We start from the raw sequence: 22,017 nt of genomic DNA on the forward strand, positions 1-22,017 counted from the left end.
TCTAAATGAGTAAAAAAAACGTACTTTCTGTTAAAAAATTAAATAAAATTTATCGAAAGAATATCCATGCACTTAAAGATTTAAACTTGGAGGTGAAAGAAGGAGAAATTTTAGGCCTTCTTGGTCCAAACGGAGCAGGAAAAAGTACTTTTATAAATATTCTTGCAGGTGTTACAGATAAAACCTCAGGTGAGGTAACCGTCTGGGGATTTGACTTAGATAAAAATCCACGCCAAGTTAGAGTTTCGCTAGGAATTGTTCCTCAAGAAATAAACGTTGACCCTTTCTTTACTCCAAAAAAACTATTGGATCTTCAAGCTGGTTTATTTGGAGTAAAAAAAAAAGATAGGATAACAGACACCGTACTTGATCTGGTCGCTTTAAGAGATAAATCAAATAGTTATACAAGAAATTTATCAGGTGGTATGAAAAGAAGACTATTGATAGCAAAAGCTTTAGTTCATAAACCACCTATAATTATACTAGATGAACCAACCGCAGGTGTTGATGTAGATCTGAGAAAAAATTTATGGGATAATATTAGGTCCCTTAGAAAACTTGGAGTAACAATTATTCTGACTACACACTATCTACAAGAGGCTGAAGAATTGTGCGACAGAGTAGGTATAATTCATAAAGGTAATCTTATAGCATTAGACACAACAGAAAATATGTTAAATAAGATTCAAACAAAAACCCTTAAATTTGAAATAAATAAGAGAATAGTTTTGGATGGTATGAACAATAAAAATTTTAATATTTTAACCAATACAGATTCAGAATTTAAGATAGAATATAATAAACAAGAATTTAATATACAAAAAATAATCAAGTTATTAGAAAATCAAGGTATAGTTATAAAAGATATTAAATCTGAAGACCCAGATTTAGAGGACGTTTTTGTGAATTTAACAAATAACTAGATTAAAAACTTAAATTAATATATTATTAAATTATGGAAACCGTTAAGCTGATTCAAAATAACAAAGTAATTAAAAACGCTATTATTGTTTTTTTAGGAACAATTTTGTTAACGATTTCAGCAAAAGTAAAAATACCATTTTACCCAGTTCCAATGACAATGCAGACATTCGTCGTAATATTTTTAGGAATGTGTTTTGGTTATAAATTGGGTTTAGCTACAGTTGTGCTTTATTTAATTGAAGGCATTGTTGGAATACCAGTTTTTTCTAATTCTCCAGAAAAAGGGGTCGGTATGATTTATTTTACAGGTCCAACGATGGGATATCTTTTAGGTTTTATAATAGCGGTTTATGTGGCTGGAAAATTTAATTTTAATAAAAACTATCTTTTAAATTTTATTAAGATTTTTTTCTCAGTTTTGCCAATTTATGTATTGGGACTTATTTGGTTAGGAATTTTAATTGGTTGGGATAAACCAATTTTCGATCTAGGAGCAAAACCTTTTTTACTAGCGGAATTATTTAAGATATTTCTTTTAGTTATAATCTCTACGAAAATTGATTTTTTTAAAAAATTTACCTAGGCGATCTTTTTGATAAAATTCTCTGAAGAGTTCTACGATGCATTTTTAGTCTTCTAGCTGTCTCTGAAACATTTCTGTTACATAATTCAAAAACTCTGTGTATATGTTCCCACTTAACTCTATCTGCCGACATAGGGTTATCTGGTGGGTCAGCTTTTCTATTTGGATCTGCAAGAAGTGCTTTTTCAACGTCATCAGCATCAGCTGGTTTAGCAAGATAATCGATTGCACCTTGTTTTATTGCGGCAACAGCTGTTGGAATATTTCCATAGCCTGTTAACATCACAATTCTACTATCTGCATTAGAATTTTGAATTTCTTTTACAACTTCCAATCCGTTACCATCACCAAGCCTTAAATCTACGACAGCAAATGCTGGTTTATTTGTCTTAACGGCATCTATTCCTTTTTTTACACCTTCAGCTTGTGAAACTTTAAATCCCTTCTTTTCCATAGCTCTAGCTAGACGCTCTCTGAAAGGATTGTCGTCGTCTACAATAAGAAGAGATTTGTCTTCAAATTGGCTTATATTTTTTATGTTTTGGACGTTCATAAAGATCTATATGGAGTTTATTTTTGAAATTTCAATAGCTTGGGAAACATTGATTTTTATCAATTATTTTCTTTACACTAGGTGAAGAATCCCTTAAATGCTCAATTTAATGAAATTTGCATAGCTGTTATGCAGATTTTTTTTGTTAAATTTTTTTTTACGGAGCTAAAAAAATGAAAAAATTTAAAACGGTTGATGAATTAATTAATGTAATCAAACCTTCTGATCCAGTTTACTGCATCAGGAAGAACTCGATAAAAAAAGCTACTAAAGTTTTTTTACAAAATTTCCCAGGCAAAATCTTATATGCCGTTAAAACTAATCCACATCCTTTTGTAGTCAAAACTCTTATAGAGTCAGGAATAAAGAATTTTGATGTTGCTTCAATAAAAGAGATAGAGATGATTAAAAAGATTAACAATGATTTAGAGTGTTCTTATATGCATACTGTAAAAAGTAGAGAAAGTATTAAAGATGCGTATTTTAAATACAATGTTAAAAGTTTTTCATTAGATACAAAAGAAGAATTAATCAAAATTATTGAATCTACAGAACAAGCTAAAGATCTCGAATTATATGTAAGAGTGGCTGTTTCCAATGAACATGCTGAGATTGATTTATCAAAAAAATTTGGTGCATTAAGTTCTGAAGCGATTGGGTTATTAAGATTAACTAAACAATATGCAAAAAAAATTGGTTTAAGTTTTCATGTTGGTTCGCAATGTATGCATCCTATTTCATATGCAAAGGGTATTTCTGAAATTGGAAATATAATTAAAAAAACAAAAATTATTCCAGATGTAATAAATATTGGAGGAGGATTTCCAACTATCTACCCAGATCTAATTCCACCTTCACTGGATAGTTATTTTAATGAGATTAAAACAGCTCTTGAAAAATTGAAGTTAAATAAAATGCCCGAAATTATTTGTGAGCCAGGAAGAGCGTTGGTCGCAGAGTCAGGGTCAACGATCGTAAAAGTGAATTTAAGGAAAAAACAAAAGCTTTATATAAATGATGGAACTTACGGAACTTTATTTGATGGTGGAGTTCCTAATATAGTTTATCCATCAAAAATAATTACAAATGGACGAATGATTTCAAAAAAAATGACTGCTTTTGATTTTTATGGACCAACTTGTGATAGTCTTGATTATATGAAAGGACCTTTTATTTTACCTAATAATGTAAAGGAGAATGATTACATAGAACTTGGTCAACTAGGTGCGTATGGATTAACTTTTAGAACTCAATTTAACGGCTTTTATTCTAACGAGATTTATGAAGTTGAGGATGAACCAATAATGACTATGTACGATAGAGATAAAAATAAAGGGTCTCTAGTCGCATAAATGTCAGAAAAGAAAAATTTAGGCCACAATACAAAAAAAAATTTCCTTAACAAACCTGTAGAGCACATTGACATAACTTCTTTTGACTCTCGAGATATTATATCGTCGATGCAAAAAATGTCTTTTGTCTCCAGAGAAACAGGAAATGCTGCAAGTATTTTTAACGAAATGTTAAAAGATAAAAATTGCACAATTTTTTTGACACTTGCGGGATCAACATCTGCTGCTGGATGCATGAATATCTATAAAGATATGGTTAAATTTAACATGGTAGATGCAATCGTTGCTACTGGCGCATCTATTGTTGACATGGATTTTTTTGAGGGTTTGGGTTTTAAACACTATCAAGGTTCACAATTTCAAGATGATAGTGAACTTAGAAAAAATTATATTGATAGGATTTACGATACTTATATTGATGAGGATGAATTGCAAATGTGCGATAAAATTATATGTGAAATAGCTGATAAATTACCCCCAAAAACATACACCTCTAGAGAATTTATATATGAGATGGGAAGATATTTAAAAGATAATTCAAAAAAAAAAGGTTCATTAATAGAAACAGCTTTTGATAATAACGTTCCTATTTTTTGCCCTGCTTTTACTGACTCCAGCGCTGGATTTGGATTAGTTATGCATCAAGAAAAAAATCCAAATAAACACATCACTATAGACTCAATTAGAGAATTTAGAGAATTGACAGAAATTAAAATTAAATCAAAAAATTCTGGTCTATTTATGATAGGCGGTGGTGTCCCAAAAAATTTCATTCAAGACACAGTTATTTGTGCTGAATTATTAGGTAAAGAAGTGGATATGCACAAATATGCTATTCAAATAACTGTTGCTGACTCAAGGGACGGGGCATGTAGTAGTTCTACTCTTAAAGAGGCTAGTTCTTGGGGAAAAGTAGATATAACAAAAGAACAGATGGTTTTTGCTGAAGCAACTAGTGTACTGCCTTTGATTGCTAGTGATGCTTATCATAAAGGTGAATGGAAAAAGAGAGAAAGAAAAAATTTTTCAAAAATATTTTCTTGATAGAATAGGATCCCGAGGTGAAATATCTTTCAAACAAAAATGGTTTTCTAGGTATCGATAATAAATTTACCTTTAAAGAAAAAGCAATTGTTGTTCCGTTTGGTCTAGAAAAAACTGTTAGCTATGGAGGAGGTACCAGAAATGGACCAAAAGAAATTATTAAAGCTTCCCATCAAGTTGAACTTTATGATGAAGAATTAAATTGTGAACCTTTCAAGAAAATTGGAATAAAAACTTTAAAACCTTTTAAAATAGAAAAAAATGTTAAAAAAGCTCTCAGTGTAATGTCAAAAATTAATCAAGGCATATTGGAAAAAAAATTATTCCCTATGACCTTGGGAGGAGAGCATTCAATAACACCTGGGTGTATAGCTCCTTTTGCTAAAAAGTTCAAAAATATTTGTCTTTTGCACTTTGATGCTCACGCAGATTTACGAGATAGTTATAATGGAGAAAAATTTTCACATGCATCTGCAATTCGAAGATGTTTAGATTATCCGAACGTTTCTGTTATTTCTTTTGGTATAAGAAATATATCTAAAGAAGAAATTCCATTTTTAAAAAACAATTCAAAAAGAATAAAAATATTTTGGGCTAAAGATAAAAGTAAATGGGATTTAAATAAATTTAAAAGATTAATAAAAAATAAAAATGTATACATTACTTTTGATGTTGATGGATTAGACTCGGGCATTATGCCGGCAACTGGTACACCTGAGCCTGGTGGTTTGTTTTGGGATGAAACATTGAGTATTCTTAAAATCGCTGCGAAAAATTCAAATATTGTTGGTGCAGACTTAAATGAACTTTCGCCTATTAAGGGTTTTAATTCATATAATTTTCTTGCGGCTAAATTAGTCTATAAAATTTTATCTTATAAATTTTTGTATTAACTTTGAACTGGCTTAAGAGTGCCTAATAATAATCTAAAAGGTATTAACATTGCTAGTGCAACAAATATTTTTACTGCTAGATCACCTAAAGATAAAGTAACCCAAGGAACACCAGTTGCATAAAAAGAAATTGAAAAGAATAAGAAGGTATCAACTGTGGATCCTACAAGAGATGAGGTTAATGGAGCAATGAACCATCGTTTTTTTCTTAACTTATCAAATACCTGAACATCCAAAAGTTGAGCAACTAAAAATGCTGATCCTGATCCAATTGCAATTCTAACTGATATTAAATCATCAAAATTAGTTGAGAAAAATAACGTAAAACTAATTCCAATTACAAATCCAAAATATACAATTTTTCTCGCTACAATTTTGCCGTATGATCTATTTGCTAAATCTGTAATTAAAAAGGCTATAGGATAACTAAAAGCCCCATAAGTTAGCAATTGATCTAAACTGTAATATTTTATTGGAAATTGAACCAGGTAGTTTGATGCTAAAACTACCAAACCCATAAAAAAAGAAAGGGTTAGAAAAACTTTACTCATTATGCGGATTTTTGGAGAATACTTTTTTTAACTTTTTTAAGTCTATCTGATAAATATTTTGATTTAACTTCCTTCATAAATTGATCAAAACTTCCTTTTTTATCAACAGATCTCATAGCAGAATTTGAGACATTTAATCGTAAACTTTTATTTAAAATATCACTTTTAAAATTTACTTTTTTTATACCAGGCAAAAATCTTCTCTTAACTTTGTTATTTGCGTGGCTAACTTTATGACCCTTTAAAGGTCTTTTACCTGTAAGTTCACATTTTTTTGTCATGATAGTTTACGTGGTATAGATGTAGTTTAATTACCAGTCAAGTCGATATTTTAAATTTTTCCGACAATATCGCTTAATTTTTTTACATTATTGGTTTCAAGAATATTATTTAACTCATCGTAAATCTTGCTAACAATTTTTGGGCCTTGAAAAACCATACCTGTATAAAGCTGAACAAACTTAGCCCCGTGTATAAACTTTTGATAAGCTGTCTCACCAGAGTCCACTCCTCCTACACCAATAATATCTATCTTATTATTTAATATTTTATAAAAATTATTTATTAATTTATTAGATATTTCATTCAAAGGTTTTCCTGAAAGTCCCCCTTTTTGAAATTTTTTTTGATTTTTCAAACCATCGCGATTACCATCTGTCGTGTTAGAAATAATTACGGCTTTAATATCATAATTCAAAATTGTTCTACAGATTTCCTCGACTTTTTTTTGATTAATATCGGGTGATATTTTAATGGCTATCGGAATATTACTTTTCAATTTTTCTCTTTCGTTATGAATATTTTCCAACAAATTTTTTAATTCTTCATTGTTATGAAAATCTCTTAAATTCTCCGTATTTGGCGATGAAATATTTATTGTTATATAATCAGCAATATCATGAAATTTCCTTAAACAATTTAAATAATCTTCAATTTTATTTTCTGAGTTCCAATTGGGTCCTATATTTACTCCAAGCATCCCTAAAGGTTTTTTTTTAGTTATTCTTGATCTTGCATCATCAGCCCCATTATTGTTAAAGCCTAGTCGATTTATTAGAGCATTATCTTCCTCTAGTCTAAAAACTCGAGGTTTTGGATTACCATACTGACTTAAAGGAGTAACAGTTCCAACTTCTACAAAACCAAAACCAAGTTTAAATAAGGGATTGTAAACTTCTGCATTTTTATCGAATCCAGCAGCTATTCCAATTGGATTTGGAATTTCTTTTCCAAATAATTGAGTCCTAAAAGCTAATTCTTTCTTTTTTTTATCATGAACAATTAAATTTGTTTTTAGTGCTTTAATTGCAAGATCATGTGCTAACTCAGGATCTAATTTAAAAATAAAGGGTCTAATTTTTGAAAACATTAATTAATTTTTTCTTTTATTAATTTAATAGTGTTTTTTACACCAAAGAAACTTATAAAAAAACCTAACCTAGGTCCATTCTCAACTCCAAACACTACTTCATATATTAATTTGAACCAATTCCTTAAATTTTCTTTATAACCATTTTCTTTTCCAACAGTATAAATATTTGTTTGAATATCCTCTGGCTCCAGTTTATCTGGAGAATTCTCTAACATCTTAATTAGATTAAGTAGTGCTTTTTTCTCCTCATTATTTGGAATTTTGTAATTTTTGTTGCTTTTTGCAATATCGTTAAAATATGTTATTGCGTATTCAATTAATCTATCAAATATTGGATAATCTTTTTTATTTAAGTCTTTTGCATATTTTTCAACAAATTTCCATAAAACATCTTTTGAATTAGCATTACTTGTTTCAACCAAATTTAATAACATTGAATAGCTCATAATTTTTTTTTCTTCAGGAATATTCCCGTTGTGGACATGCCATACTGGATTTAGTAAAATTTCCTTATTTGATTGATTTTTACTTTTTTCGATACAATCTAAATATTCATCGACTGCTTTCGGCACGATTTCTTTATAAAGTTTTTTTGCTCTTTTTGGATTCTGGAACATAAACAGAGATAAACTTTCTGGAGAAGCATATTTTAGCCATTCTTGAATTGTAACACCATTACCTTTTGACTTTGAAATTTTTTCTCCCTTTTCATCTAAAAATAATTCATAAGCAAAACCAGATGGACTTTTTTTACCTAAAAGTTTCACAATTTTTGTTGATAGGATTGCACTTTCAATTAGGTCTTTTCCATACATCTCAAAATCAACATCTAAAGCATACCAACGCATTGCCCAATCTACTTTCCATTGAAGTTTACATTTACCATCAAGAATACTAACGTTAATCTTCTCTCCTTTATTATCGAAGGTAATACAAGATTTTGATTTATCTATTTCCAAAACTGGAATTTCCAAAACCCGACCAGTTTTTGGACAAATCGGTAAAAAAGGACTGTAAGTTTTTTGTCTCTCTTTACCAAGAGTTGGAATAATAATGTTCATTATCTCATCATAATTTTCTAAAATTTTTTTAAGTGACTCATTAAAGAAACCGCTTTTATATAACTTTGTTGAGCTTAAAAAATTATAATTAAAATTAAATTGATCTAAAAACTTTTTTAACATTTCATTATTATGCTCTCCGAAACTATTAAACTTTTGAAAAGGATCTGGAACAACAGTTAGTGGTTTGTGTAGATTGTCAGTTAAAATTTTTTTATTGGGTACATTATCTGGTACCTTTCTGAGACCGTCCATATCATCAGAAAACGTAATAATTTCTTTAGGCAAGTCTGTTAATAAATTTAATGCGTTTACTACCATTGATGTACGTGCCACCTCACCAAACGTTCCTATATGAGGTAATCCAGATGGACCATAGCCAGTTTGAAGAACTATCTTTCCTTTTTTTTCAATGAAAGGCTTTCTTTCTTTCAAGATTTTTTTTGCCTCAACGATTGGCCATGAGTTTGATTTTTCAATGTCTTGTTTGTTAATTTCTTTCATCAAAAAACGAATTTATTGTATAATTAGCTTATATTTAAATTCATATAATGTTGAAATTTATTTTCCATAAAATAATGTTTAAATTAAATGTCCAATTATAAAACAGTTTTTTTCACATTAGGAGTACTATTGATTGTATTGGGTATTGCGATGTTGGTGCCAGTTGGTGTTCAATTTTTTTATAATGAACTTAATTCAACTTTTATTATCTCTTCTATAATTACTATTACTTTTGGAGTGCTTTTTTACCTATCTAATATCGATCACAATCGAAGTATAAGTACTCAACAAGCATTTTTACTGACTGCTTTATCTTGGATGGGAGTAGCTATCTTTGGTTCAATACCCTTTTTTTTTTCAGAATTAAATCTTTCAATTACCGACTCTATTTTTGAAAGTATGTCTGGTATTACCACAACTGGAGCAACTATAATTGAAAATTTATCTGCTACACCCAAGGGTATTTTAAGTTGGAGAGCCATGCTTCAATGGTTGGGTGGAATTGGTATCATTGTTATGGCTATCACCTTGATGCCAATAATGAACATTGGGGGAATGCAACTTTTAAAAATTTCAAGTGGGGATGCTGCAGAAAAAATTCTTCCTAAATCGAAACAAATTTCACTTAGATTAACTTTAATTTACCTAACTTTGACATTGATTTGTGCTTTTTTTTATAAAATATGTGGGATGAATATTTTTGATAGCCTAACACATTCTATGACAACAATTGCTACTGGCGGATTCTCTAATTACAATCAATCAATCGGATATTTTAACAATGCTAAAATTGAATATGTTTCAATAATATTTATCATTTTAGGTAGCTTGCCTTTCATAGCTTATATTAAATTTTTATCTAGTGATAAAAAACTCATATTTAAAGATGCTCAGATTAAACTTTTTTTTAAACTAATCTTTTTTTCAGTCTTAGTTTTATTTATTTATCTCTCAATATCTAATAAAAATATTTTTGAAGTCCAATTGAGATCAATTATTTTTAATGTTATTTCAATTTTAACAGGTACTGGGTATGTTACTAAGGAGTTTGATCAATGGGGAAACTTTCCTCTAATATTTTTTTTATTATTAATGTTTATTGGTGGATGTGCTGGTTCAACGACTTGTGGTATTAAGGTATTCCGAGTTCATATGCTATTTTATTTTTTTAGAAACCAACTCTTAAAAATAATTTATCCTAGAGCAGTCTTAAACCTAAAGTATAACGATGAAGTCGTTCAGGAAAAGTTAATTGCCTCAATTATATCTTTTATTTTTTTATATATAATCTTATTCTTTTTAATATCTGCCCTTTTAACTTTGACAGGTTTAAACTTTATTACTGCAATATCTGGTGCAGCGTCATCAATTTCCAATGTGGGACCAGGCCTTGGGAGTGAAATCGGGCCAAATAGCAATTATGCAAATTTACCCGCTTCATCAAAATGGATTTTGTCTGCTGCAATGATTTTAGGTCGTTTAGAAATTTTTGCAATTTTAGTAATTTTCTTACCATCATTTTGGAGGAACTAATTGACTAATAATTTTAATTACTTCTTAGAAGAAAAGTCGTTAAAGATGCTTTTATTTGGTTTTTCCTCTGGCTTACCAATATTATTAGTGTTTTCGACTTTATCAGTTTGGTTATCTAAAGCTGGTATAGAAAGAAGTACAATAACTCTATTTAGTTGGGCAGGCTTCGCATATGCCTTTAAGTATCTATGGTCTCCGATAGTAGATAAATTCAATTTACCAATATTTAAAAAATTTGGACATAGGCGAAGCTGGCTTTTATTAGTTCAGCTTTTAATAATTTTATCTTTGATAATGACTTCATTTACAGATCCACAAAAGAATATATATGCAACAGCATTTTTTATTGTTCTTTTGGCTTTTTTTAGCGCATCTCAAGATATTATAATTGACGCCTTTAGGATTGAGTCAGTTTCCCAAAATAAACAGGGATATTTATCTTCGATGTATATAGCGGGATACAGGGTTGGGATGCTAGTAAGTGGAGCTGGAAGTTTATGGTTGGCATCTTATTTTGGATCTGAAAGCTACGATCAAATCGTATGGCAAAAAGTTTATTGTATAATGGCCTTATTTATGGCGGTTGGTATATTCGCAAATCTTACATCAAATGAACCAAAAGTAAAAAAAAATATTTTCAAGAGAACAAATAGCCATTTGATTTTCTTTTTGTCTATATTATTCACTATCGCAATTTTTATATATTTATACTCAAACATAAATTTTTCTGTAAAAGAAAATAATCTTTTAGTTTTTATAATAACTTGTTTAAAGTTATTTTTTTGTTTTTTGGTTTCAGGTATTTTATTGGTATTGATGACAAAACTTAAAATAGTTGAAAAAAAAATGGTAGCCGAAAGTTATATTGCCCCGATAACAAATTTTATAAGAAAGTACGGAAGATTCGCTTTAGTTATTCTAGCCCTCATTTCTCTATATAGAATTGCAGATGTAGTCATGGGAGTAATGGCTAACATATTTTATTTAGAGAAAGGTTACTCAATAAAAGATATTGCAACTTACTCAAAATTTTTTGGAGTTTTTGCTACTATCGTTGGGGGATTATTAGGAGGGTATTTTGCTTCAAAAAAAGGCACAATGGCAGCTCTATTTTTAGGCGCCTTAATTGCATCTTTGAGTAACCTTCTATTTGCTTGGCTAGCGACGGTTGATGCAAATATTAATTATTTAATAATGGTAATTACAGCAGATAATGTATCAAGTGGCTTTGCTGGTGCAGCTTTTGTGATTTATTTATCTGGATTAACCTCAATTAAGTTTACAGCTACGCAATATGCTTTGTTTAGTTCAATTATGTTATTTTTACCAAAACTTATAGCTGGATATTCTGGTGCATGGGTTGATGTAATGGGATATAATAATTATTTCATACTTACCGCTTTGTTGGGAATGCCAGTATTATTCTTGATATATTGGATAGGTATCATTGCACCAATAAAAGATAAATGATTAATAATTATTCCTGTATAAATATATATGAAAATAGAAAGAAAAATTCAAAACTTTCTTCTCAAATTCTTTATGGAGAGAAATTTACAATTATTAAAAAATATAAAGATTGTTACAAAATTAAAACAAACTATGACAAATATGTGGGTTTTATAAAAAAGAGAAAATTTAGAAAATCAATTCATAAACCTACTCATAAAGTGTCCTCTTTAAAAGCAAATGTTTTTTCAAAACCAGATAATAATTCTCGCATTAGGATGAAATTAAGTTTCGCCTCCTTACTTCAAGTAAAATCAAAAAATAAAGATTTTTTTAATTTTGAAAGTTATTGGATAAAAAAATCTGATGTTGTGCCTATAAATTACAAAGAAGAAATTTTTTCTAGAATAAAAATTTTTAAGAACGTTAAATATAAATGGGGAGGTAAAAAATTCGATGGGATTGATTGTTCTGGATTGGTTCAAATATTTTTTAAATTTAACAATCTTTATTGTCCGAGGGATACAGGGCCTCAGTTTAAATATTTCAAAAAACTTAAATCAATTAAAAAAAATGCCATCATTTTTTGGAAAGGACATGTTGCTATATGTTTGTCAAAGAGAAGACTGATACATGCATACGGCCCTAAGAAAAAAGTGATTATTATGGATATTAAAAAAACAATAAATTTAATTAAAAAAACTGCTAGACTTGAAGTTATTGGAATTAAATGAATACAATATCTGATGAAATATTAAAAAAAGAATACGACAAACTTTACAAAAAATTCGTTAAAGGCAACTTCTCAGAAGTTATTAAAGGATGCAATAAAATAATAAAAAAAAGAAAACATCAATTATTTTTTAATTTATTGAGTGTTGCTTACCAAAAAAATGGAGAAATTGAAAAATCAATCGATGTTATGAGAGAAGCATTGGTTTTGAATCCAAATCATCCAAATTTTTTAAATAATATTGGTACATGTTTCTATATGCTACATAAATACTCAGAAGCAGAAAAATATTTTAAAAAAGGTCTGGAAATAGACAATCAACATCTTCATATTTTGAATAATTTGGGAAATATAAAAAGGGAAACTTATAAGATTGAGGAGTCAATAGAGTATTATAAAAAAGTTTTAAACATACAAAAAGATGCAGTTCCAGCGCTATTCAACCTGGTTGGTATTTATAGAATTACAAACCAGAAAGAAAATTCAAAACTTTATTGTAAAAAAATATTAGAGTTAAATAAAAAATTAACAGATGCAGATCGTCAATATTCTCTTGTGCATAAGTATACAGAAAACGACCCTCACTTAAATGAAATGTTAAAAAAAATAAGTGATGATGATTTAAATAATTTAGAAAAAATCCATCTTTATTATGGTGTTCATAAAGCTTATGAAGATATTCAGGATTACAAAAATGCTTTTAAATTTTTAAAAAAAGGGAATGAATTGTTGAAGAAAGAGACAAAATATAATTTTAAACAAGATGAAAAAAAAATTAAAAGTTACATAAATTTATATAAGAAAATAAAAAGTATTAAAACTTCTGGGGTTCATAGAGATTTAATATTCATTGTGGGTATGCCACGTTCAGGTTCTTCATTGATTGAACAAATACTTGCATCTCATAAAAAAGTATTTGGTGGCGGTGAAATACCATATATTCAAAAAATCGCTATCAAAATGATTAATGAAAAAAGAATTGATGCTTCTTTGATCGATATTTATAAAAATGATTATCTTGATTTAATAGCGGAATTGAATGACTCTGATCCAGTTTTTACAGATAAAGAACTATTAAATTTTTTTAATATAGGTTTGATCTTAAGTTTGTTCCCAAAAGCCAAAATAATAAACTGCACCAGAGACCCTATAGATAACTGTTGGTCAATTTATAAAAATTACTTTCCAATTAAAACACAGTTTGTAAATGATTTCAAAGATATCACCAAATTTTATAAACTTTATCTAAACACTATGGCTTTTTGGCAAAAGGAATTCCCTAAGAATATTTTCAATATTAACTACGAGACATTGGTGGAAAATCCAAAAGATCAAATTAAGAAAATTTTAAATTTTTGTAATTTGGAATGGGACGAAAATGTCATGAGCCACCATAAAAATTCACGTATAATAAGAACATTAAGTTTTGATCAAGCAAATAAACCTATAAGCAAGAAAGTTTCTAACACTATCAAAAATTACAAGAGCATGATTGGAGATTTAATAAAAGAGTTTTAAATTTATATTCTTCCAAAATCTGGTTTTGAAGTATCTTGTTTCAAGAGAATAATCTTTTGTCTTACTTTTTTTAAATTTTTTAATTTAACCTCTAAATTTTTTCTATTTGATTTAATGTCTTGTTTAAATATTTTTAAATTTTTTATAAAAAGATCAATAACTTTAAGCATATTTTTTTTATTATTAAAAAAGATATCTCTCCACATGATTTCATTCGAGGCAGCAATTCTAGAAAAATCTCTTAATCCTCCAGCACTAAATCTAAGAATATTATTTTTGTTTGAAATTCTAAAATTTGTTGCTGTCAAAATTAAATTATAAGCGATCAAATGTGGCAAATGACTTGTTATCGCAAATATCTTGTCATGTTGATCTGCATCCATGGTTACGGTTTTTGAGCCTAGCAACTTCCAAAATTTCAGTATTTTCTTCATTTCTTTGGTTTTAGAGTTTTTTTGTTTTATTATTACTGACCATTTATTAACAAATAGGTTTTCACTACCGTTTAATGGTCCTGATACCTCAGAACCTGCTATTGGATGACTTGAAATCCAGTTAATATCTTTTCTTTTTATTCTGTTCACTTTTGTAATTGTGTCTTTCTTTGCAGATCCAACATCAGTAATCAAAATATTTTTTTTTGAATATTTATTAAATGCTAGAAAAATTTTTTCATATTCGCTTAGTGGAGCACAGATTATAATTAAATCACATTCAGATATTTTTTTATCCATACTTCTAATTAATTCAAATTTGAGCTTAAATCTCTTTAAGGCTCTTTGATTTTTTTTTGACTTTTCAAAAACTAATATTTTTTTTGCAATTTTTTTTTTACAAACCTTTTTTAATATCGATGAACCTATTAAACCACAGCCGACAATTAATAACTTATTAATCATTTTTTAAATATTTTTTCTAGAGTTTTAAGAAGAAGAGTATTTTCTCTGGTATTTCCAATAGTTAACCTTAATTTATTTTTTAGCCTATATGCCTCTAAACTTCTTAAAAGTATTCCTTTTTTTTCAAGTAATTTTTTTAATCTAATAGCAGAGTATTTGCAATAATCAAAATCCAATAAAAGAAAATTTGCTGAAACTTTATTGGTTTTAATTTTATAATTTTCTAAAGTTTTTTTAATTTTAATAGCCCATCTTAAATTATGTTTGACAGATTTTGAAACAAAAGACTTGTCCTTTAAAGCTTCAACAGCTGCCATTTCTGCAATTTTGTTTATGTTAAATGGTGGTTTGATTTTAAGAAGTTCCTTTACAATTTCTTTAGAGCCATAACCCCATCCTATTCTTAATGAAGCTAAGCCATATATTTTTGAAAATGTTCTTAAAATAAATACATTTTTTTTATTCTTAAATAATTCTAACCCAGATTTATAATCTATATTTACCATATATTCATAGTAAGCATCATCAATTACTAAAAGAATATTTTGTCTAAGTTTTTTTCTTAATTCAAGAATCTCTTTTTTTGTTAAATAAGTCCCTGTTGGATTATTAGGATTAGCTAAAAAAACAATTTTTGTTTTATTCGAAACTTTATCCAAAATTCCCTTGACTGAAACTTTAAATTTATTTTCCTTCGAAAAAATTACTTTTGAGCCAATTATGCTGCTGTAAATCCTATACATTAAAAAACTGTACTGAGGAACAATAACTTCATCTTTTTTTTGTAAAAATAATTGACACAATAATTGTATGACTTCGTCGGATCCTGACCCACAAATAATTTGATCAAAATTGCATTTGAATTTTTGTGAGATTTCCCTCCTTAAAGTTCTTGTTTTGCTATCTGGATATTTATCCAGCTTTTTAATGCTTGAAATTATCTTTCTGGATTTAGGTGATTGGCCAAGTGCAGATTCATTTGCAGATAGTTTAATAATATTTTTTTTTCTTAAAATATTTGACTTACCTGGCACATAACTTTGCACATTTATTTTTCTGAAGTTTAATTTTTGCATAATGATATATATAAATAATATACTGGTTATTTAAATAAAATTAACCCTCTGCGGGATATAATTGACATAAATAGTAACATGTTATAAAAGAATTTTGCGCTGATTTAACTGAATTGCGAGCGCTATAAAAAAACCGCTAAATAAGTTTTTTTTTCTCACAATTCACAAAAAATTATGAGTGAAAAAGATAAAATAAAAACATTATTTGTTAAAAAACCGTTAAAACTAGATTGTGGTCAGACAATTAGTGATTTTCCATTGGCTTATGAAACATATGGAAAATTAAATAATAAAAAAGATAATGCTATATTAGTTTTTCATGCCCTTACTGGAGATCAGTTTGCTTCAGGAACAAATCCAATTACAAAGAAAGACGGTTGGTGGAACTATGCCCTTGGACCTGGTAAAGCTATTGATACTGATAAATACTTTGTAATTGCAGCTAACGTTATAGGCGGTTGCATGGGTTCTTTCGGACCAAGTAATATAAATCCGGAAACAAAAAAACCTTATGGAACTAATTTTCCTGTAATCACAATAAACGATATGGTTAATGCACAGTATAACCTCTTAGAATATTTTAAAATTGAAAAATTATTCAGTGTTGTTGGTGGATCAATGGGGGGGATGCAAGTCCTTCAGTTTGTATCTAATTTTCCAAATAAGGCTCACACCGCTATTCCAATAGCATGTACAGCAAGTCATTCAGCTCAAAATATTGCTCTTAATGAACTTGGTAGACAATCAATAATGGCGGATAGCAACTGGCATGATGGCTTTTATGAGAAGCAAAATAAACAGCCAGATAAGGGGCTTGCTGTTGCAAGAATGGCAGCACATATAACTTATTTGTCTAAAGCGGGTCTTCAAGAAAAGTTTGGTAGAAAGTTACAAGAAAGGGATGATTTAAAATTTAGTTTCGATGCTGACTTTCAAATAGAAAGTTATCTGAGATATCAAGGCTCAGTTTTTGTAGATAGGTTTGATGCAAATAGCTATTTATATATTACAAGAGCGATGGATTATTTTGACTTAACAGAGAAGTTTGGAGGCAATTTATCAAAAGCTTTTGAGAAAAGTGATACAAAATTTTTTATCATATCTTTTACATCAGACTGGCTTTATCCAACATCTGAAAACAGGGAAATAGTAATAGCACTTAATGCAATTGGTAAAAATGTTGGATTTGTTGAAATTACATCTGACAAGGGTCATGACTCATTTTTACTTGATGTTCCAGACTTCCTAAATACTGTAAGGAATTTTTTAAACAAATCTTATGAAAAAATTTAATGAAGAAAGAATTTTATAATATCGCAAAATTAGTCACAACAAACGCTAAGATTTTAGATGTGGGATGTGGGAATGGTGAATTAATGAAATATATTAATGAAAACATCAGTAAAGATATAAGAGGAATTGAATTGTCAAAATCCAATGTTCAAAAATGTGTTGAAAAAGGTTTAACCGTTATTGAGGGTGACGCAGAAAAAGATTTGAAGCAATTTCCAGATAACTCTTTTGATTTTGTAATTCTTAGTCAAACTTTACAAGCTTTCTTAGATCCAGAAAATGTATTGAATGAATTACTAAGAATTGGCAAAAAAGCAATTGTATCAATCCCAAATTTTGGACACTGGAAAGTAAGACTTCATTTACTTTTAAAGGGTACAATGCCAGTTACAGAAAATTTACCTAATGAATGGTATAATACTCCAAACTTGCACATGTGTACAATTAAAGATTTTGAAAATTATTGCAAGCAAAGAAATATTAAGATTAACTTAAAAAATTTAAAATTTCAAAATTTGTTTTCTGAATTAGGAATTTTTATACTAGAAAAATAAAATGAAAATTGAAATAATAAAATGTCTTACCGACAATTTTTCTTATTTGTTAATCAATGAAAAAAATCAAGATGCTTGTGTGGTAGATCCTGGTGAGGCAAAACCAGTATTAGAGTATATCAATAAAAATAGTTTAAATTTAAAATATATTCTAAATACTCATCATCATGGTGATCATATTAATGGAAACAATATCCTCAAAAGTAAGTTTGACGCAAAAATCCTGGCCTTTGAAGATGATAAAGATAGAATTCCTATGATTGATATTCCCTTAAAAGATAATCAGATTTGGAAGGATGATATATTTGAATTTAAAGTAATTCATGTACCTGGGCACACTTCTGGACATATATGCTTTCATTTTTTTAACGAAAAAACAGTTTTTACTGGAGATACATTATTTTCTTTGGGGTGTGGAAAAATTTTTGAGGGTAGCTACGAAGACATGTTTAATTCATTATTAAGATTAAAAGTTTTACCTCCTGAAACAAACGTATACTTTGGACACGAATATACATTAAATAATGCAATTTTTTGTCAAAGGTTTGATCAAAATAATTCTGAACTTAATAAAAAGATTCTTAATATAAAAAAAAAGTTGGATAGTGGCTTTCCTTCTGTGCCATCTACAATAAAAGATGAATTGAATTGTAACATTTTTTTAAGGGCAAAAAATCAGGAAGAATTTTCAAAATTACGTGATTTAAAGGATAATTTTTAATCGATATAACTTGACTATAAATACCTTAGAACTATATTGCAGCATAATTTAGAAAATATTTTATGTCATTTGCAGTCATACAAACGGGTGGAAAACAGTACAAAGTCAAGGCTGGAGAAATTTTGAAAATTGAAAAATTTTCAGATGGTAAGCCAAACAGTAAAATAGAATTCAAGGAGATTTTGGCTTACGGAGATGATAAAAATATTGAATTAGGTAACCCTGTTGTTTCTGGTGCAAAAGTTGAGGCTGAACTATTAAAGAATTCTAAAAATAGAACTGTTTTAATATTTAAAAAACGTAGACGTAAAAATTCAAGAAGAAAAAACGGTCACAGGCAACAATTCTCATTAATTAGAGTAAACAGAATTATGTCAAAAGACGGAAAGATCTTGTCTGAGGCAGAGAAAATTACTAAAGTAAGCAAAAAAAAAGAAGAGAAAAAAACAACAACTAAAGTTAAATAATGGCAACAAAAAAAGCAGGTGGATCGTCAAGGAACGGAAGAGATAGTGCGGGCAGACGTCTAGGAGTCAAAAAATATGGGGGTCAGTTTGTAGTGCCTGGAAATATTATTGTTAGACAAAGGGGAACAAAAATTTTCCCTGGACAAAATGTTGGTATGGGGAAAGATCATTCAATCTTTTCGGTGATAAAAGGGAAAGTAATTTTCAAAAAATCAAAGTCTGATAGGACTTACGTTTCAGTTAAACCCAATTAATATACAAACAACTTACCCTGTTGTTTTATGAAATTTTTAGATCAAGTAAAGATATATATTAAAGCTGGCGACGGTGGATCTGGATCTCCAAGTTTTAGGAGAGAAAAATTTATAGAATTTGGTGGCCCTGATGGAGGCGACGGTGGAAAAGGTGGATCAGTAGTACTTGTCTCTGAGAGAAACTTAAATACTTTGATAGATTATAGATATCAACAACATTTCAAAGCTGAGAGAGGTGGTGATGGAAAAGGAAAAAATCAAACTGGAAAAGGTGGAGATAATTTATACTTAAAAGTTCCGATAGGAACACAGGTATTCGAAGAGGATAATAAAACTTTAATTTTCGATTTTAAAAAAGAAAAAGATGAATATACAGCCGCAATAGGTGGAAAGGGTGGTTTCGGGAATACGAGATTTAAATCTTCAACAAATAGAGCGCCACGTAAATTTACTAAAGGGCTTAAGGGGGAAAATTTTTGGATATGGTTACAATTAAAAACTATTGCAGACATAGGAATTATAGGATTACCTAATGCAGGTAAATCAAGTTTATTAGCATCAATAACAAGCGCAAACCCAAAAATCGCAAATTATAAATTTACAACCCTTAACCCTAATTTGGGTGTTGCAGTATATGACGATAAAGAAATTACTTTAGCAGATATCCCTGGATTAATAGAAGGCGCTCACAAAGGTGTGGGTTTAGGAACAAAATTTTTAAAACATATTGAAAGGTGTAAAACCTTACTTCATTTAATTGATGTAACAGAAAAAGATTTAATCAGATCGTATAAACAAATAAGAGCTGAGTTAGGTAAATATAGTAAATCTCTTTTAAAAAAAAACGAGATAATTGTGCTTAATAAAATTGATCTTATTGATAAAAAAAATTTAGATTCAAAAAAGAAAATTTTAAGTGGCAGAATCAAGAAAAAAATTTATGATTTATCTACCTTAGATAAATCAAAAATTTCGAAGATTAAATCGAAACTTTTAGAATATGTATTTTGATAAATTAAACACAATAGTTATTAAAATTGGATCATCATTAATAATTGATGAGAAAAAAAAGATTAGAAGTAAATGGCTAGATAGTTTTGTAAAGGATATCCAGGGTTTCAAAAAAGCAGGTAAAAGAATTATAATTGTAAGTTCAGGAGCGATAGCTTTAGGATGTAAAAAACTTAATCTTGATAAAAAAAATCTTAAAATTGATAAGAGCCAAGCCGTCGCATCAATAGGTCAAATAGAATTAATGAATCTATTGAAAAAAAACTTCTCTAAAAAGAAAATGGATATATCTCAAATATTAATTACTCTTGAGGACACTGAAGTAAGAAGAAGAGCCATAAATGCAAGAAGAACATTAGACAATCTTTTTGATATTGGTTTTATACCGGTGGTAAACGAAAATGATAGTATCGCTACATCAGAAATAAAATATGGTGATAATGACAGACTTGCTTCAAGGGTTGCCCAAATATCTAACGCTGATTGTCTTATTCTACTTTCAGATGTTGGGGGGCTTTATAATAAAAATCCTAAAGTTCATAAAGATGCAAAATTAATTAAAGAGGTGAAAAAAATTGATGAGAATGTATTTAAAATCGCAAATAAAACAACTGGTGAATACGGATCAGGAGGTATGTTAACTAAAATTGAAGCAGCAAAAATATGTGGTTTAGCAGGATGTAAAATGGTGATCTCAAGTGGTTTAATATTAAACCCATTAAAACATATTAATTTATCCAAAGTGTGCACATGGTTTTTGCCAGAAATTTCAAAATTAGATGCAAGGAAGAAGTGGATAGCAAGCTCTGTCTCACCAAAAGGTGAGTTGATGATAGACAATGGAGCTATTATAGCTCTTAAAAAAGGAAAAAGTCTTCTTGCAGCTGGAATTAAAAATATAAAAGGTAACTTTGATAAAGGGGATCATATAAAAATTGTAGATGAGAAAAATTTTGAATTAGGTAGAGGTTTAAGCTCTTTCTCATCTGAAGAGATAAGCAAGATTAAAGGGCAACATTCTGACAAGATTAATAAAATATTAGGGTATAAAACTAAGTCTGAAGTAGTTCATAAAGATGATATGGTGGGATTTAGTAAATGAAAAATTATTTAAATAGAATTGGAACAAACGCAGTTAAGGCAGGATTAAAAATTATTAATAAAGAAAAAAAAAATAAAATTTTAAAAGATTATGTTAGCTTATTAACTAAATATAATGACAAAATTTTAAAAGAAAATTTAAAGGACCTGAAGATAGCTAGACAAAAAAAACTTGATATTAATTTAATAAATAGATTAGAGCTTAATGATAAAAAAATTGGAGGTATCAGGAAATCTGTATTAGAAATAATTAAACTCAAAGACCCAGTAAATAGAGTAGTTTCTAAATGGAGTCGACCTAACAAATTGAAGGTTAAAAAAGTTACTATTCCTATTGGGGTAATTGGAGTTATTTATGAAAGTAGACCAAACGTAACTTCAGACGTCTCTTCCTTATGTTTTAAATCTGGAAATAGTGTAATATTAAAAGGAGGTTCAGAGGCTTTTAATTCTAATAAGATTATCTCAAACTTATTCAGAAAAGCTCTTAAGAAAAATAAGGTAGATGTAAATTTTGTTTTAAAATTTTGTCATTATATTTAGTTAATAAGCTAACATAATCTTTTAAAAT

General features: G+C 28.7%; 24 protein-coding genes. 17 read left to right on the plus strand and 7 right to left on the minus strand.

Features of this window, described 5'->3' with window-relative positions:
- The first annotated feature begins 5 nt into the window (after window positions 1–5).
- Both AMN84_RS02000 and AMN84_RS02005 read left to right on the plus strand, forming a co-directional pair.
- Window positions 6–923: an ABC transporter ATP-binding protein gene (locus AMN84_RS02000; protein WP_075482925.1), complete on the plus strand. Its 918-nt coding sequence runs from the start codon at window positions 6–8 to the stop codon at window positions 921–923.
- 32 nt (window positions 924–955) lie between these two features.
- Complete coding sequence (locus AMN84_RS02005; RefSeq protein WP_075482927.1) at window positions 956–1,507, plus strand: biotin transporter BioY; 552 nt, start codon at window positions 956–958, stop codon at window positions 1,505–1,507.
- On the opposite strand, the gene AMN84_RS02010 is transcribed toward AMN84_RS02005, so the two are convergent.
- Window positions 1,500–2,060, minus strand: a complete 561-nt coding sequence (locus AMN84_RS02010; protein WP_075482929.1) for an ActR/PrrA/RegA family redox response regulator transcription factor — start codon at window positions 2,058–2,060, stop codon at window positions 1,500–1,502. The two genes, AMN84_RS02005 and AMN84_RS02010, sit on opposite strands and share 8 nt — an antisense overlap.
- A gap of 173 nt (window positions 2,061–2,233) precedes the next feature.
- Here AMN84_RS02010 and AMN84_RS02015 point away from each other — a divergent pair, with 173 nt between their 5' ends.
- Genes AMN84_RS02015 through speB form a run of 3 tightly spaced genes read left to right on the plus strand, consistent with a single transcriptional unit; the run spans window position 2,234 to window position 5,349 of the window.
- Window positions 2,234–3,412 (plus strand): type III PLP-dependent enzyme, encoded by a 1,179-nt coding sequence (locus AMN84_RS02015; RefSeq protein ID WP_075482931.1) that lies wholly within the window; start codon window positions 2,234–2,236, stop codon window positions 3,410–3,412.
- Window positions 3,413–4,456, plus strand: a complete 1,044-nt coding sequence (locus AMN84_RS02020; RefSeq protein WP_075482933.1) for a 1,9-bis(guanidino)-5-aza-nonane synthase — start codon at window positions 3,413–3,415, stop codon at window positions 4,454–4,456. It begins immediately after the preceding gene.
- A gap of 17 nt (window positions 4,457–4,473) precedes the next feature.
- Window positions 4,474–5,349 carry an agmatinase gene (gene speB, locus AMN84_RS02025; RefSeq protein WP_075482935.1) on the plus strand — a complete coding sequence of 292 codons (876 nt, stop codon included), beginning with the start codon at window positions 4,474–4,476 and terminating at the stop codon, window positions 5,347–5,349.
- Here speB and AMN84_RS02030 read toward each other — a convergent pair.
- From AMN84_RS02030 to AMN84_RS02045, 4 genes are read right to left on the minus strand one after another with little or no spacing between them, the layout of a single operon-like run.
- On the minus strand, window positions 5,346–5,900 hold the full coding sequence (locus AMN84_RS02030; protein WP_075482937.1) for a queuosine precursor transporter: 555 nt from the start codon (window positions 5,898–5,900) through the stop codon (window positions 5,346–5,348). The genes speB and AMN84_RS02030 overlap by 4 nt on opposite strands.
- Window positions 5,900–6,181, minus strand: coding sequence for a 50S ribosomal protein L28 (gene rpmB, locus AMN84_RS02035; protein ID WP_075482939.1), 282 nt, complete (start codon window positions 6,179–6,181; stop codon window positions 5,900–5,902). Before rpmB ends, AMN84_RS02030 begins: the two co-directional genes overlap by 1 nt.
- Window positions 6,182–6,231: 50 nt before the next feature.
- Window positions 6,232–7,269, minus strand: coding sequence for a quinone-dependent dihydroorotate dehydrogenase (locus AMN84_RS02040; RefSeq protein ID WP_075482941.1), 1,038 nt, complete (start codon window positions 7,267–7,269; stop codon window positions 6,232–6,234).
- Complete coding sequence (locus AMN84_RS02045) at window positions 7,269–8,837, minus strand: lysine--tRNA ligase (RefSeq protein WP_075482943.1); 1,569 nt, start codon at window positions 8,835–8,837, stop codon at window positions 7,269–7,271. Before AMN84_RS02045 ends, AMN84_RS02040 begins: the two co-directional genes overlap by 1 nt.
- Before the next feature lie 87 nt (window positions 8,838–8,924).
- Between AMN84_RS02045 and AMN84_RS02050 the strand changes: the two genes are divergently transcribed.
- From AMN84_RS02050 to AMN84_RS02065, 4 genes are read left to right on the plus strand one after another with little or no spacing between them, the layout of a single operon-like run.
- Complete coding sequence (locus AMN84_RS02050) at window positions 8,925–10,370, plus strand: TrkH family potassium uptake protein (protein WP_075482945.1); 1,446 nt, start codon at window positions 8,925–8,927, stop codon at window positions 10,368–10,370.
- Entirely contained in the window at window positions 10,371–11,840 is a 1,470-nt protein-coding gene (locus AMN84_RS02055; protein WP_425304107.1) for an AmpG family muropeptide MFS transporter, read from the plus strand.
- Window positions 11,837–12,553, plus strand: coding sequence for an NlpC/P60 family protein (locus AMN84_RS02060; protein WP_075482949.1), 717 nt, complete (start codon window positions 11,837–11,839; stop codon window positions 12,551–12,553). Before AMN84_RS02055 ends, AMN84_RS02060 begins: the two co-directional genes overlap by 4 nt.
- Window positions 12,550–14,070 (plus strand): tetratricopeptide repeat-containing sulfotransferase family protein, encoded by a 1,521-nt coding sequence (locus AMN84_RS02065; protein WP_075482951.1) that lies wholly within the window; start codon window positions 12,550–12,552, stop codon window positions 14,068–14,070. Before AMN84_RS02060 ends, AMN84_RS02065 begins: the two co-directional genes overlap by 4 nt.
- 2 nt (window positions 14,071–14,072) lie before the next feature.
- Here AMN84_RS02065 and AMN84_RS02070 read toward each other — a convergent pair whose 3' ends face one another.
- Window positions 14,073–14,969, minus strand: a complete 897-nt coding sequence (locus AMN84_RS02070; protein ID WP_075482952.1) for a prephenate dehydrogenase — start codon at window positions 14,967–14,969, stop codon at window positions 14,073–14,075.
- Window positions 14,966–16,045 carry a histidinol-phosphate transaminase gene (gene hisC, locus AMN84_RS02075; RefSeq protein WP_075482953.1) on the minus strand — a complete coding sequence of 360 codons (1,080 nt, stop codon included), beginning with the start codon at window positions 16,043–16,045 and terminating at the stop codon, window positions 14,966–14,968. The genes AMN84_RS02070 and hisC overlap by 4 nt, the downstream gene beginning before the upstream one ends.
- 174 nt (window positions 16,046–16,219) lie before the next feature.
- Between hisC and metX the strand changes: the two genes are divergently transcribed.
- From metX to AMN84_RS02115, 8 genes are all read left to right on the plus strand, one after another.
- Entirely contained in the window at window positions 16,220–17,338 is a 1,119-nt protein-coding gene (metX, locus tag AMN84_RS02080; RefSeq protein WP_075482954.1) for a homoserine O-acetyltransferase MetX, read from the plus strand.
- The gene (gene metW / locus AMN84_RS02085) at window positions 17,338–17,892 is read left to right on the plus strand and encodes a methionine biosynthesis protein MetW (protein WP_075482955.1); all 555 of its coding nucleotides are present in this window, start codon (window positions 17,338–17,340) and stop codon (window positions 17,890–17,892) included. Before metX ends, metW begins: the two co-directional genes overlap by 1 nt.
- Before the next feature lies 1 nt (window position 17,893).
- Window positions 17,894–18,613 carry a hydroxyacylglutathione hydrolase gene (gloB, locus tag AMN84_RS02090; protein WP_075482956.1) on the plus strand — a complete coding sequence of 240 codons (720 nt, stop codon included), beginning with the start codon at window positions 17,894–17,896 and terminating at the stop codon, window positions 18,611–18,613.
- Between the two features lie 62 nt (window positions 18,614–18,675).
- Entirely contained in the window at window positions 18,676–19,080 is a 405-nt protein-coding gene (rplU, locus tag AMN84_RS02095; protein WP_075482958.1) for a 50S ribosomal protein L21, read from the plus strand.
- Window positions 19,080–19,334 (plus strand): 50S ribosomal protein L27, encoded by a 255-nt coding sequence (gene rpmA / locus AMN84_RS02100; RefSeq protein WP_075482959.1) that lies wholly within the window; start codon window positions 19,080–19,082, stop codon window positions 19,332–19,334. Before rplU ends, rpmA begins: the two co-directional genes overlap by 1 nt.
- Window positions 19,335–19,361: 27 nt before the next feature.
- The gene (gene cgtA, locus AMN84_RS02105) at window positions 19,362–20,345 is read left to right on the plus strand and encodes an Obg family GTPase CgtA (protein WP_075482960.1); all 984 of its coding nucleotides are present in this window, start codon (window positions 19,362–19,364) and stop codon (window positions 20,343–20,345) included.
- Window positions 20,335–21,447, plus strand: a complete 1,113-nt coding sequence (gene proB, locus AMN84_RS02110) for a glutamate 5-kinase (protein ID WP_075482961.1) — start codon at window positions 20,335–20,337, stop codon at window positions 21,445–21,447. The genes cgtA and proB overlap by 11 nt, the downstream gene beginning before the upstream one ends.
- Window positions 21,444–21,989 (plus strand): aldehyde dehydrogenase family protein, encoded by a 546-nt coding sequence (locus AMN84_RS02115; RefSeq protein ID WP_075482963.1) that lies wholly within the window; start codon window positions 21,444–21,446, stop codon window positions 21,987–21,989. Before proB ends, AMN84_RS02115 begins: the two co-directional genes overlap by 4 nt.
- Window positions 21,990–22,017: the final 28 nt, after the last annotated feature.

Source organism: Candidatus Pelagibacter communis (assembly GCF_001180105.1).
Classification (GTDB): Bacteria; Pseudomonadota; Alphaproteobacteria; order Pelagibacterales; family Pelagibacteraceae; genus Pelagibacter; species Pelagibacter ubique_K.